Raw genomic sequence first — 12,780 nt, 5'->3', positions numbered from 1 at the left:
AATAGGGAAGAAGGGAACTCGGTATTAGAATTCCAATTTCTTTTTACGAAGTTCAAAGTTTTGACCTAAATACACTTTACGAACCATTTCATCACTGGCTAAATCTTCAGGTTTTCCGGCCTTCAGAATATTACCTTCAAACATGAGATACGTTCTATCTGTAATGGCTAAGGTTTCTTGTACGTTGTGGTCTGTAATTAAGATACCAATGTTTTTCTTGGTCAGTTTAGCAATAATACGCTGAATATCTTCCACCGCAACAGGATCTACACCGGCAAACGGTTCATCTAAAAGAATAAAACTAGGGTCTGTCGCCAAGGCACGAGCGATCTCTGTTCTACGACGTTCGCCACCAGAAAGTAAATCACCTCTATTGGTTCTAATATGGCCAAGACCAAATTCTTCAATAAGCGATTCCATTTTATGATGTTGTTCTTTCTTACTTAATTTAGTAAGCTGTAAAACACTTAAAATATTATCTTCAATACTCAGTTTTCTAAACACAGAAGCTTCTTGAGCCAAATACCCAATACCATTTTGAGCCCGCTTATACATGGGGTACTTGGTAATGTTGGTATCATCTAAATAAATATTACCGCCATTGGGTTTTATGATTCCTACAATCATATAGAAAGATGTGGTTTTACCAGCGCCATTAGGACCTAATAATCCAACAATTTCTCCTTGATTAACTTCTAGGGAAACATCTTTTACTACTTTTCGTCCGCTGTAGGACTTCATTAAATGTTCTGCTCGTAACTTCATATTTGGCTTTAGAATGCTAAAAATAATAAAATCTCATAGATTTTTTGGTTCACTTGGCGCATTTATAACAAGTTTAACCTTGTCTATGCGCTGCAATTAAACCTCTGTATCGGCATGATGCTGCTCTATAGCATCCCAATATTCGTGAGCACGTCTAAGGTGAGGAATTACAATAGTACCTCCCACTAGAGTTGCAATCCCTAAAGCCTCGCTGATTTCGGCTTTAGAAATCCCTTCGTTATAAGAGGCTTCAAGGTGGTATTTTACACAATCGTCACATCGTAATACCGTAGACGCCACTAAACCTAAAAGCTCTTTGGTTTTTTTATCTAAGGCGCCTTCTTGAAAGGCATTCGTATCTAAATTAAATATACGTTTTACAATTTTATTTTTATCAGCAAGGATCTTATCGTTCATTTTAGCACGATAATCATTGAATTCTTTTACTATATCAGACATCTATTTATGACTTAACTTTTGAATTTTTTCTATTTTGTTTTCTAACGACTATGGCCGAAATGTAAATACTTATTTGGTAGAGTAATAGTATTGGAATAGCGACAATAACCTGGCTCGCAATATCAGGTGGTGTAATCACTGCCGATATAATAAGGACAATAACCAATGCGAATTTTCTATATTTTTTTAAGATTAGTGGCGTAACTAATCCAACCTTGGTTAAGAAATAAATTACAATTGGTAATTCAAAAACAAAACCGGAAGCAATTGCCGATGATCTTACAATGGCAATAACCGAACTGACATCAAACTCATTCTTAATTTGATCACTAATTTCATAGTTCGCCAAGAAATTTAGCGATAAAGGTGTAATAATATAGTAACCAAATAAGACCCCAATAAAGAATAGGATAGAGGCTACAATAATAAATCCTCTAGAGTTTTTACGTTCGCTAGCTTTTAAGCCTGGACTAATAAAACTCCACAGTTGATATAACACGTAAGGGAAGGCAATGATAAAACCTGCATAAATTGAGGTCCAAATGTGGGCAGAGAACTGTCCGGCTACCGTTCTATTTTGAATAATAAATGGGAGTTTGTCCGCACAAAAAGTCACATCAGACATGCCTAAAAGTTGGGACATGGCACAAAGCCCTTCATAAGTAGGGAAGGTCATATGGGTAGGCCCAAAGATGATGACATCAAAAATAAAGCGTTTAAAAATAAAAGCTACGGTTGCCGCAATGACAACGCTAAGTGTTGCTCTTACTAAATGCCATCTTAAGTCTTCGAGATGGTCTAAAAAAGACATCTCATCTATATTCTTTTTTGCCATTATATAATGCCTTCTTTTATTAAATCGTGAAGATGTACAACACCTGCGTATTTTCCGTCGTGCTCTACTAACAATTGTGAAATGCCATAAGTCTCCATCGTTTCTTTCGCATCTACAGCCATAGCATCTTCTTGGATACGTCTTGGCGCATTACTCATAATATCTTTTGCCTTTAAGCTAGAAATATCATCACTCTTACTTAGCATACGTCTTAAATCCCCATCGGTAATAATTCCTATGATTTTTTCATCTTCAACAACAGCTGTTACCCCAAGCATTTTTTCAGAAATTTCAACAATAACTTCCTTAACCGAAGCCTCTAAATTGACCTGCGGTTTTTGGTTCTGAGAAGATAAATCATTTACTCTTAAATAAAGGCGTTTTCCTAAGGCGCCACCAGGGTGGTATTTTGCAAAATCATTACTAGAGAAACCACGTAATTCTAATAAGCAAACTGCTAAAGCATCGCCTAAAACCAACTGTGCTGTTGTGCTTGTTGTCGGTGCTAAATTATTCGGACACGCCTCTTTTGTAACAAAAGCGTTCAAAATAAAATCGGCATTTTGCCCTAAAAAGGAATCAATATTCCCTGTTATCGCAATCATTTTATTTTTTGCTTTCTTAATAAGTGGCACTAAAACTTTAATTTCTGGCGTATTTCCGCTCTTAGAAATACAAATTACAATGTCGTTTTCAAGAATTAATCCAAGGTCGCCATGGATGGCATCTGCAGCGTGCATAAATACCGATGGTGTCCCCGTAGAATTGAGCGTAGCCACGATTTTGCTAGCAATAATGGCGCTTTTGCCGATTCCGGTGATAATAACACGCCCCTTAGAATTATAGATTAATTGTACCGCTTCTGCAAAATCGTCGGTCAGTAATTCAGACAAATTTGCGATTGCTTTACTTTCTAATGTTATGGTGGAGGTTGCCGTTTGTAAAATGGATTGCTTAGTGTTCAAAACTTATTTTTTATTGAGTTTTTTTGGTTTAAAGAATTTATTATCTTTAAACTTGTTGCAAATGTATATAAAATACCAATAGGGATTAATGAGTATTGCAGAAATTGACTTACACTCCGCATTAAAAAAGTACTTTGGATTTTCTGAATTCAAAGGGCTACAAGAAGAAGTAATAAAGAACGTCGTTGCAGGTAATAACACCTTTGTTATTATGCCTACAGGTGGCGGAAAATCTTTATGTTATCAACTTCCCGCTTTAATTAAAGATGGGACGGCTATTGTGGTTTCGCCACTAATTGCACTGATGAAAAATCAGGTTGATGCCATAAGAGCCGTCTCAGAACACGAAGGTGTGGCGCACGTTTTAAACTCTTCCTTGAATAAAACTGAAGTAAAACGCGTAAAAGACGATATTACAAACGGCATTACAAAATTATTGTATGTCGCTCCTGAATCTTTAACCAAAGAAGAATATGTTGACTTTCTAAGAACCGTCAAGATTTCTTTTATGGCCGTAGATGAAGCCCATTGTATTAGCGAATGGGGGCACGATTTTAGGCCTGAGTATCGAAATCTTAAGACCATAATTAAACGTATTGGTGACGATATTCCTATTGTTGGACTTACCGCTACCGCTACGCCAAAGGTACAAGCAGATATATTAAAGAGTTTGGGGATGCCCAATGCGGTGACCTTTAAAGCGTCTTTTAATCGTCCTAACTTATACTACGAAGTACGTCCGAAGACTAAAAATGTAGATGCCGATATTATTCGTTTTGTAAAACAGAATGAAGGGAAATCGGGGATTATCTATTGTTTAAGTCGAAAACGTGTGGAAGGCTTAGCGCAGGTGCTTCAGGTTAACGGCATAAAAGCCGTGCCTTATCATGCCGGTTTAGATGCTAAAACCCGTGTAAAACATCAGGATATGTTCTTAATGGAAGATACCGATGTGGTGGTAGCAACCATTGCCTTTGGTATGGGGATTGATAAACCCGATGTGCGTTTTGTTATTCACCATGATATTCCTAAAAGTATAGAAAGCTACTATCAAGAAACAGGTCGTGCTGGTCGAGATGGAGGTGAAGGCCATTGTTTAGCCTACTATGCGTATAAAGATATAGAGAAATTAGAGAAATTTATGGCGGGTAAACCCGTGGCCGAACAAGAAATTGGTCATGCGTTGTTGCAAGAAGTAGTCGCTTTTGCAGAGACTTCGGTGTCTAGACGTAAATTTATTCTTCATTATTTTGGGGAAGAGTTTGATAATGAAACCGGCGAAGGTGGAGATATGGATGATAATGTGCGTCACCCCAAAAAGCAGGTAGAAGCTCAAGATGATGTAAAAACCCTCTTAGAAACTGTTTCTAAAACCAACGAAAAATATAAAGCCAAAGATTTAGTACAGGTGTTAGTCGGAAACTCTAATGCGCTTATTTCATCGCATAAGACGGACCAACAGCCTTTCTTCGGAATTGGAAAGTCTAAAGATCCACGCTATTGGATGGCATTAATTCGCCAAGTATTAGTAGCGCGTTATTTAAAGAAAGATATTGAAACCTATGGCGTTTTAAGATTAAGTGAATTAGGACAAGAATTTATTAAGACCCCTAGTTCTTTTATGATGGCCGAAGACCATGTGTTTGATGAAACCTCTAACGATGGTATTGTTACTAATGTTAAAGGTGGTGGCGCTAGTGCCGATGAAAAATTAATGAAAATGCTTAAGGACTTACGAAAACGTAATGCCAAAAAGTTAGGAGTACCTCCATTCGTTATTTTTCAAGATCCTTCTTTAGAAGATATGTCTCTAAAATACCCGATTACGATTGAAGAATTAAACAATGTACATGGGGTTGGAGAAAGTAAGGCTAAAAAATACGGTAAGGATTTTGTAAATCTAATTGCCGACTATGTAAAGGATAATGATATTCTAAGACCTGAAGATATGGTCGTGAAATCTACCGGAACTAATTCAGCAATAAAACTATATATTATTCAGAATGTAGACCGAAAATTACCATTAGATGATATTGCTGAGTCTAAAGGTATGGACATGTCTAAGTTTATAAAGGAAATGGAAGCCATTGTTTTTTCTGGGACTAAGCTGAATATCGATTATTGGATTGATGATATCTTAGACGAAGATCAACAGGAAGAAATTCATGACTATTTCATGGAGACGGAAAGCGATAAAATTGATGATGCTATTGAAGAGTTTGATGGCGATTATGATGATGAAGAATTAAGGTTATATCGTATTAAGTTTATGAGTGAAGTGGCCAATTAAGAGACGTTTTGAGGCGCTAGCCTTATGATCAGTTATCTTAGTTTTTATAGATTTTGTATCGAGAGTCGTTTTATGTAAGGGTTCTCGATACAAAATTCAAATTTCCACGTTGCTTCAATTTTAATTCCACTCGAACTGACGATTGGTGGGGTTTTGTTTGAAGTTGAAATGGTTGGTGTTTGAGGTATTGGCCTTGTTAAGGTTCTCGGTACAAAATTTAAATTTCCACGCTGTTTCAATTTTAATTTTACGCGATCTGACGATTGTTGGGGTTTAGTTTGAAGTTTTGTTTGAAGTTGAAATGGCCTGTGTTTGAAGATTAGGCCTTGTTAAGGTTCTCGATACAAAATTCAAATTTCCACCTTGTTTCAATTTTAATTTCACTCGAACTGACGATTGGAGGTTTTAGTTTGAAGTTGAAATGGTTGAGGTTTGAAGAATTGGTCTTGTCAAGGTTCTCGATACAAAATTAAAATTTCCACGATGTTTCAATTTTAATTTCACTCGAACTGACGCGTGTAAGGGTTTAATTTGACGTTGGAATGATTTGTGGTTAAGGTATTAGCCTTGTTAAGGTTCTCGATACAAAATTCAAATTTCCACGGGGTTTCAATTTTAATTCCACTCGAACTGACGTTTGTTGGGGTTTAGTTTGAAGTTGAAATGGGCTGTGTTTGAAGTGCTGGACCTGTAAAAGTTCTCGATACAAAATTAAAATCTCCACGTGGTTTCGATTTTAATTTCACTCGAACTGACGATTGTTGGGGGTTTGTTTGAAGTTGAAATAGTTGGTGTTTGAGGTATTGGTGTTGTTAAGGTTCTCGATACAAAATTCAAATTTTTACTTTGCTTCAATTTTAATTTCACTCGAACTGACGCGTAGAAGGGGTTAGTTTGACGTTGAAATGATTTGTGCTTGAAGTGCTGGCCTTATTAAGGTTCTCGATACAACATTTAAATTTCCACTTTGTTTCAATTTTAATTCCACTCGAACTGACGATTGTTGGGCTCTGTTTTATTCCTCTTCTTCGTTTAGGACTCCTGAATCTTCAAGTACCACGTATTTAGCAAAAGATAACTCCTGTTTTTTAATCTTCAATTGAATTTTTTGTAAAGTGGCCATTTCTAATTTTTCAACGTCACTTTGTTCCATCTGAAAATCGATTTTGGTGACATAACGTCCTTTAACGTCTGAACTTTCAGATTCAAACTCAGGCATATCGGCGTCTAGATTCAACATAAAATTAGGACCTGAAAACGTTAATTTAGCTCCTGTCTTACATTTAATGTTGAGGTCGCCAACAATGACCGTTTGAAAAAAGAAGTAGCCTCCCAACTCATTTAAGCCTGCAAAAAGAACATTCGTTTCTGAAACAGCAAAAGGATTATTCTCCACATCGTTAATAATTGCCTCTATAGAATCTGTAGATTGCGCTGTTTTTGAACCGAAAAGTTGAGATAAGGAAAAAGCCATAGTTTTATTTTTTTCAAAACTAACTTTAATAATTTACTTCCCCAATTTTTATTGCGACTCCTGTTGAGAAGGATAGCCATGACAAACACAATCTACTCGTTGGCACTCATAAGTTTTAGAACCTACTTATAAGCTCTAATGTTATCGCTTAATTTATAGAGAAGAAGACCATCAACAGGTCAAACGGTGAAGGCTCTAATGCTTTGCGGTAATTTTATGGAATGTTTAGAATGACGGTCTTTAAAGCTGTAGCTTTATGTATTCAACTTTCAATTCACTATCTTTGCAGCTTTAAATAAAAACACACACAATGCAAGACGGTTTATACGCAAAATTCAACACTTCAAAAGGTGAGATATTAGTAAATTTAGAGTTTGAAAAAGCTCCTGGAACAGTGGGTAACTTTGTTGCCTTAGCAGAAGGGAATTTAGAGAACGCAGTAAAGCCACAAGGGACACCTTATTATGATGGTTTAAAATTCCACAGAGTTATTCCTGATTTTATGATTCAAGGAGGATGTCCTCAAGGAACCGGAACCGGAAATCCTGGGTATAAGTTTGATGATGAATTTCATCCTGATTTAAGACACAGCGGTCCTGGAGTTTTAGCCATGGCTAATTCTGGTCCTGCAACTAACGGAAGTCAATTTTATATTACACATGTTGCAACAGACTGGTTAGATAACAAGCATACTGTTTTTGGAAATGTTGTTGAAGGACAAGATGTTGTAGATGCTATCGCTCAAGGTGATCAGATTGAGAGCTTAGAAATAGTAAGACAAGGTGATGCTGCTGAAAGCTTTAACGCGGTTGAAGCTTTTAGAACTTTTGAAGGTTCTCGCGAAAAGCGTATTGCTGCTGAGCGTGAAGCTGCAAGAGCAGAGTTAGATAAATTAGCTGCAGGTTTTGAAGAAACAGCTTCTGGTTTACGTTATAAAATTATCCAAAAAGGAGAGGGTAAAAAAGCAGAAAAAGGAAATATGGTTTCTGTACACTACAAAGGACAGTTAGCAGATGGTACTGTTTTTGACTCGTCTTATAAAAGAAATTCGCCTTTAGATTTTCAAGTTGGAGTAGGACAAGTGATTCCAGGTTGGGATGAAGGAATTTGTTTATTAAGCGTTGGTGATAAAGCACGTTTTGTAATTCCTAGTGATTTGGCTTATGGTGCTGCTGGCGCTGGTGGCGTTATTCCTCCTAACGCAACCTTAGTATTTGATGTTGAATTAATGGGGACAAAATAAGACCTCACAACCCTACTACTTAGCTTAACGGTTGAGTACGGACATAAAAAAAAGCGAACTTTTAAAGTTCGCTTTTTTTTATTTTATAAATATCAAAGGTTTACGCCGTTTGCATTTGGTGCTTACCTTCATAAACTTCCTCAACAAGTTTCGCATTAAAGGCTGGTAAATCGTTAGGATTTCTACTTGTTACTAAACCGTGGTCTACAACCACTTCGCTATCTTCCCATTCGGCTCCTGCATTAATCAAATCTTTCTTAATAGAGCTATAAGAGGTTATTTTTCGACCTTGTAACACATCAGCTTCTGCTAATAACCAAGGGGCGTGGCAAATTGCTGCGACAGGCTTTTTATGTTCAAAAAAGGATTTTACAAAATTTACAGCATCCTTATTTTGACGTAAGGTATCCGGATTCATAACCCCACCTGGTAACATTAAGGCGTTGTAGTCCGATTGTGATGCTGTCTCTAAAGTTTTATCAACGTCGTAGGAGTTGCTCCAATTTCCGTCTTCCCATCCGCGTATTTTACCTGAAACATCTGAGATAATATGAACATCTGCTCCGGCTTCTTTTAAAGCTTGCATTGGTTCTTTTAATTCACTTTCCTCAAATCCATTTGTAGCTAAAATAGCGACAGTCTTCTTATTTAAATCTTTCATTTGTGATATTATTTTTAAAATTATTATTCATTAAATTCACTACTAAGATAAAAAGATAAGAGGTCGATATCGAATTTTAAAGGCCTCTTAACGTCACTTTAATACCGTTTGTTAAAAGGATTACGAGAGTTGTTAAATTGTAGGAAAAGCGTTAAAATTATTTAACACCTTTAAGATAATTTCCTCGGTCATGGGCTTTAATTATACATAGGTAATCAAGGGTTAGGGGAGTAAGTACTATAACAAAGCTTCTGAAGTCGTGCTTCTAGAAGTCCGCTTATTTTGTAATCGTTTTCTTATAAAAAGAAGGCTCTAATTTCGTTTCCTCTGATAATTCCTTTAATTTAGAGGCACTAAAAAATCAATTTTAAACATGAAAAAACTATTACTTACTCTTTTTGCAAACTTTGGTATTATAAGTATGCTCGTGGCACAAGGCTACACAACACCTGATACAGGTGTAACTTATAGCTTAGACGATTTGGTGGCTTTAAGTCCATCAACCCTTTCAGTCTCCGATGGTGTGTACACCCTAACAGATGATTTGAGCATTGCGGCTTCCGATGCCCTGCTTATTGCATCAGATGCTACAATTGAAATTGGTGCTGATGTCTTAATCAGCGTATCGGGGAACTTTACCGTTAGCGCTGATAATGTTGTTTTTACCGCTATTGATCCTGCCATGCCGTATGAAGGTTTCCGCTTTGAGCAACTTTCAGTTATCACCATTTCTAATGCCACAATTCAGTATGGTGGTGGACTTCGTGTGCTTACAGAAACCTTTAGTATTGATAATTGTTTAATTACAAATAATGTTTCGGGTGCTGCAACAGGAGGGGTTATCGCATTGTCTAGAGGGCAAGCTCAGATTACCAATAATACAATCACCTTTAATGATACTCCAGCTATTAGTTCTGGAGCCAATAGTGATGTATCGCCTTATATTTTTAATAATTATATTGAAGGAAATAACCAAACGAATAACAACCGTCCTCAAATTAATCTTGGGACAACCTTAGCATCGTCACCTTTACAAATTATTCAGAATACCATTATTGGAGACCGTGCCTTAGATCAGGTAGGCGCTATTGCCGTGTCTAACTTTTTCGGAGCCACCATTAATGCCATTATTGATGATAACATTATCAACAATAACCGTTACGGGATTTCTATATTAGGAGGGAATTCCTTTGCCTATATTAGAAACAATATTATAGAAGATAATGATACCCAAGGAAGTCCTAATTTAGGAGGAAGTGGGATCTCACTTAATTCGCCTTCAGCAACGATGGAGGTTATTGCTAGCGGAAATGAAATTAGACGTAACCTTTGGGGAATTACCGTTATTGATGAAGCTTCTATTAATTTAGGTGATGGTGTAGACAATGTAGGGCAAAACGTGTTTTCAGAAAATGGAAATGGCGGAACCACCTATGCGCTTTATAACAATACGGGGAATGCACTTATGGCAATGAATAACTGTTGGGATGAAGAAAATACGCCGAATACTTTAGCTGATGCCGAAGCTGTAATTGTTCACGCAAATGATATTTCAACGTTAGGTTTAGTAACTTTTGATCCTGTGAATTGTGGATTCTTAAGTGTTGATGATGTTGCGGCTCAGACCCTACACGTTTTTCCAAACCCTGCTACCGATGTTTTAAATATTGCAGGTAATACCAGGTTTAACGACATGCATATCTATACGATAGATGGTAAGTTAATTACGAAAAGAAAACTACAAGTAGGCAATCAAACTGTAGCACTTCAATTACAAACAGGCGTTTATATTTTAGAGTTTACAGGAGGCACAACCAAAATGACTCAGAAGTTGGTTATCCAATAATAAAATGCTATTACAGCCTATTAAAGCTTCACCTATGGTGGAGCTTTTTTGTGTAAAACGGTCTGTATGTGTTATAAAAGTATAAAAAAAGCCAACTCTATTAGTTGGCTTTTTTTTATTGTATTTATACGGTTTAGGAAGGGTTGACGTCTACAACACCTAGCGTATAAAGTTGTTCCATGGTTGGTGATTCGCTTCCACCTTCTGGTTCTAAAGTAATTCCAAAGGCTTGACTCTCATTAGCATTAGCAATAGTGAAAATCTTATTGGTATCGCTATTAAAATCATCAATGGTTCCTAAACTAGTAGGGGTCAATGGATTTAACGTTAATGACCAAACCTGCCATACCTTACCTTCAGGGGCGTCGGGTAAACCTTCAGCATCTAAATAAATGGTATTGTCTGATTTGTTCCAATAGACTTTAGCGAAACTTGAAGCATAATTTCCTTGTCCTCCCAAGGGTACGCTAATAATATCTCGATCTCTTAAGACGTCTAATAAATTTTTAGTGGTCGCCAAATCAGATTTTGCGGTTTCAATCTGAGTTTCTAAATAACGGTTTTCAATATCTGCCGTTTGCAGTTGTTGCTCTAAATCGTTTTTCTGATTTAAGGTCCAAAAGAAACCTGCCGCCAAGGCTATGGAGGCTGCCCATCCGGTGTAAGCCAACCAATTGGTTTTTCTCGGAGCTAATTTCACCACCTTAGAATCGTTAACGTCTTTTAAGTTGGCTTTAATCGCTTCAAAACTATGAGCACCTGGTGATGCCGCCGCAGTAAGCTTAAGCACAGCAGCTTCAATTTCTAAAACTTCCTGTAGGAGCTCCGGATGTTGTCGTAACAGTTCATAAACCTCCTGATTTTCGCTTTCAGAAAGTTGTCCTGCAACGAACAATTCTAATATCCCTGATTCTATGTATGCTTTAATATCCATATTATAATACCATCTCTCTTAATTGTTGTATACAGTTCCGATTTCTTGTTTTAATCGTACCAATTGGCATTTGTAAGGTTTCTGAAGCTTCTTTTTGAGTGAAACCTTTAAAATAAAGGAGTTCAATAACAGCTTTACATTTTTCACCTAATTGGGTTACAAAATTTTTAATGCCAATGGCATCGGTACTGAGGTCTAAATTATCATGGCTGGTTATAATATCTACGAAATTATCGGCACTAAGGTTTTGTCTCTTTTGTTTAAAGGCTTTAGACCTTGTTTTATCTATTGCTGCATTCCGCGCAATATTGAGAATCCATGTGAAAAAGCGCCCTTTTTTAGAGGAGTAAGTCTCTGATTTGTGCCATGCTTTTATAAACACATCTTGCATAATTTCGTCTGCGATGGCATTGTCTTTAACAATATTGTAAATAACACCGTGTATGCTTTTACTATACATACCATAAAGCGCCTCGAAGGCGCTATGGTTTTTATCTTGAAATTGTTTTACTAGGAGTTCTAGTTCCATTGCTAGGTCATTTTCTTAGAATTTTCGCAGAATGGGGAAGAAAATCACCGCAATTGTTCTAACAATTAATTTTTTTATTTGTTGTTGTAAATGTACTACAATTATTCTATAATTCCAGCACAGCCAATACGAGAGCCTGCATCACCTGAAGGTTGCGATTTAAAATCATCAACTCCAACATGTACAATCACAGCTTTCCCTAAGATATCTTTGGTTTGGTCACCACAACCAATACACCATTCGTCGGTTGTTTTTGTAATTGTTGCACGTCCGTTAGCATTGGCTTCTAAATTTCCGATATCGCCTTTATGGTAACCGGCTTCGTCTCCCCATGCGCCATGTGGTTGTCCTGTAGGATTCCAATGTCCGCCAGATGAGGTCCCGTCTGCGGCAGAACAATCGGCTTTTTCGTGAATATGAATGGCATGCTTGCCTTCTTCTAAACCGGTAACGGTTCCTACCATAGTGACCTTATCATCATTCTGAGTAAAGTTAATGGTTCCAGAAACCTCACTATCGCTCTTTGGCGCTAGAGTCACCGATAATTTAGTTGCGGTCTTTTCTGGAGTTTCAATAACTTCAACTTCAGTTTCCTGTACCGTTTCGTTGTCTTTCTTGTTGTCTTTACATGCGGTTGCTACGACCACGGAAAGACCTAGGATTAAAAATTTTAAATTTTTCATGAGTGTTCTTATTTTATGTTGCGTTAATAATTGCGCTGTACAGCCTCATTACACAAAAAATGGGACTGCTATTAAATATGATTTAACAGCAATCCC

12 protein-coding genes are annotated in these 12,780 nt (G+C 37.0%); 3 read left to right on the top strand and 9 right to left on the bottom strand.

Going from position 1 to position 12,780, the window contains the following annotated elements:
* Nucleotides 1–24 precede the first annotated feature (24 nt).
* From lptB to ACFQ13_RS01505, 4 genes are all read right to left on the bottom strand, one after another.
* Nucleotides 25–765 carry an LPS export ABC transporter ATP-binding protein gene (lptB, locus tag ACFQ13_RS01520; protein WP_386113322.1) on the bottom strand — a complete coding sequence of 247 codons (741 nt, stop codon included), beginning with the start codon at nucleotides 763–765 and terminating at the stop codon, nucleotides 25–27.
* 96 nt (nucleotides 766–861) lie between these two features.
* On the bottom strand, nucleotides 862–1,224 hold the full coding sequence (locus tag ACFQ13_RS01515) for a carboxymuconolactone decarboxylase family protein (protein ID WP_386113321.1): 363 nt from the start codon (nucleotides 1,222–1,224) through the stop codon (nucleotides 862–864).
* Between the two features lie 4 nt (nucleotides 1,225–1,228).
* Nucleotides 1,229–2,059: a twin-arginine translocase subunit TatC gene (gene tatC, locus ACFQ13_RS01510; protein ID WP_386113320.1), complete on the bottom strand. Its 831-nt coding sequence runs from the start codon at nucleotides 2,057–2,059 to the stop codon at nucleotides 1,229–1,231.
* Nucleotides 2,059–3,024: a KpsF/GutQ family sugar-phosphate isomerase gene (locus ACFQ13_RS01505; protein WP_114309989.1), complete on the bottom strand. Its 966-nt coding sequence runs from the start codon at nucleotides 3,022–3,024 to the stop codon at nucleotides 2,059–2,061. Before ACFQ13_RS01505 ends, tatC begins: the two co-directional genes overlap by 1 nt.
* Nucleotides 3,025–3,112: 88 nt before the next feature.
* On the opposite strand from ACFQ13_RS01505, the gene recQ reads away from it, so the two are divergent.
* Complete coding sequence (recQ, locus tag ACFQ13_RS01500) at nucleotides 3,113–5,314, top strand: DNA helicase RecQ (protein ID WP_386113319.1); 2,202 nt, start codon at nucleotides 3,113–3,115, stop codon at nucleotides 5,312–5,314.
* 1,015 nt (nucleotides 5,315–6,329) lie between these two features.
* Here recQ and ACFQ13_RS01495 read toward each other — a convergent pair.
* Nucleotides 6,330–6,788: a hypothetical protein gene (locus tag ACFQ13_RS01495; RefSeq protein ID WP_386113318.1), complete on the bottom strand. Its 459-nt coding sequence runs from the start codon at nucleotides 6,786–6,788 to the stop codon at nucleotides 6,330–6,332.
* A 310-nt stretch (nucleotides 6,789–7,098) separates the two neighbouring features.
* Between ACFQ13_RS01495 and ACFQ13_RS01490 the strand changes: the two genes are divergently transcribed.
* Nucleotides 7,099–8,031, top strand: coding sequence for a peptidylprolyl isomerase (locus ACFQ13_RS01490; protein ID WP_386113317.1), 933 nt, complete (start codon nucleotides 7,099–7,101; stop codon nucleotides 8,029–8,031).
* Between the two features lie 100 nt (nucleotides 8,032–8,131).
* On the opposite strand, the gene ACFQ13_RS01485 is transcribed toward ACFQ13_RS01490, so the two are convergent.
* Nucleotides 8,132–8,692 (bottom strand): type 1 glutamine amidotransferase domain-containing protein, encoded by a 561-nt coding sequence (locus tag ACFQ13_RS01485; RefSeq protein WP_386113316.1) that lies wholly within the window; start codon nucleotides 8,690–8,692, stop codon nucleotides 8,132–8,134.
* A 373-nt stretch (nucleotides 8,693–9,065) separates the two neighbouring features.
* On the opposite strand from ACFQ13_RS01485, the gene ACFQ13_RS01480 reads away from it, so the two are divergent.
* On the top strand, nucleotides 9,066–10,538 hold the full coding sequence (locus ACFQ13_RS01480) for a T9SS type A sorting domain-containing protein (RefSeq protein ID WP_386113315.1): 1,473 nt from the start codon (nucleotides 9,066–9,068) through the stop codon (nucleotides 10,536–10,538).
* Nucleotides 10,539–10,671: 133 nt separating this feature from the next.
* Here ACFQ13_RS01480 and ACFQ13_RS01475 read toward each other — a convergent pair whose 3' ends face one another.
* From ACFQ13_RS01475 to ACFQ13_RS01465, 3 genes are all read right to left on the bottom strand, one after another.
* Nucleotides 10,672–11,472: an anti-sigma factor gene (locus ACFQ13_RS01475; RefSeq protein ID WP_386113314.1), complete on the bottom strand. Its 801-nt coding sequence runs from the start codon at nucleotides 11,470–11,472 to the stop codon at nucleotides 10,672–10,674.
* Nucleotide 11,473: 1 nt separating this feature from the next.
* Entirely contained in the window at nucleotides 11,474–12,001 is a 528-nt protein-coding gene (locus ACFQ13_RS01470) for an RNA polymerase sigma factor (protein WP_386113313.1), read from the bottom strand.
* A gap of 101 nt (nucleotides 12,002–12,102) precedes the next feature.
* Entirely contained in the window at nucleotides 12,103–12,684 is a 582-nt protein-coding gene (locus ACFQ13_RS01465; RefSeq protein WP_386113312.1) for a superoxide dismutase family protein, read from the bottom strand.
* Between the last annotated feature and the right edge of the window lie 96 nt (nucleotides 12,685–12,780).

This window comes from Winogradskyella rapida, from assembly GCF_042675845.1.
Lineage (GTDB): Bacteria > Bacteroidota > Bacteroidia > Flavobacteriales > Flavobacteriaceae > Winogradskyella > Winogradskyella rapida.
This window is presented reverse-complemented; position numbering and strand designations above follow the sequence as displayed.

Coding starts and splice junctions, on each gene's coding strand:
- lptB (WP_386113322.1), bottom strand. CDS start 765: ATGAAGTTACGAGCAGAACATTTAATGAAGTCCTACAGCGGACGAAAA.
- ACFQ13_RS01515 (WP_386113321.1), bottom strand. CDS start 1,224: ATGTCTGATATAGTAAAAGAATTCAATGATTATCGTGCTAAAATGAAC.
- tatC (WP_386113320.1), bottom strand. CDS start 2,059: ATGGCAAAAAAGAATATAGATGAGATGTCTTTTTTAGACCATCTCGAA.
- recQ (WP_386113319.1), top strand. CDS start 3,113: ATGAGTATTGCAGAAATTGACTTACACTCCGCATTAAAAAAGTACTTT.
- ACFQ13_RS01495 (WP_386113318.1), bottom strand. CDS start 6,788: ATGGCTTTTTCCTTATCTCAACTTTTCGGTTCAAAAACAGCGCAATCT.
- ACFQ13_RS01490 (WP_386113317.1), top strand. CDS start 7,099: ATGCAAGACGGTTTATACGCAAAATTCAACACTTCAAAAGGTGAGATA.
- ACFQ13_RS01485 (WP_386113316.1), bottom strand. CDS start 8,692: ATGAAAGATTTAAATAAGAAGACTGTCGCTATTTTAGCTACAAATGGA.
- ACFQ13_RS01480 (WP_386113315.1), top strand. CDS start 9,066: ATGAAAAAACTATTACTTACTCTTTTTGCAAACTTTGGTATTATAAGT.
- ACFQ13_RS01475 (WP_386113314.1), bottom strand. CDS start 11,472: ATGGATATTAAAGCATACATAGAATCAGGGATATTAGAATTGTTCGTT.
- ACFQ13_RS01470 (WP_386113313.1), bottom strand. CDS start 12,001: ATGGAACTAGAACTCCTAGTAAAACAATTTCAAGATAAAAACCATAGC.
- ACFQ13_RS01465 (WP_386113312.1), bottom strand. CDS start 12,684: ATGAAAAATTTAAAATTTTTAATCCTAGGTCTTTCCGTGGTCGTAGCA.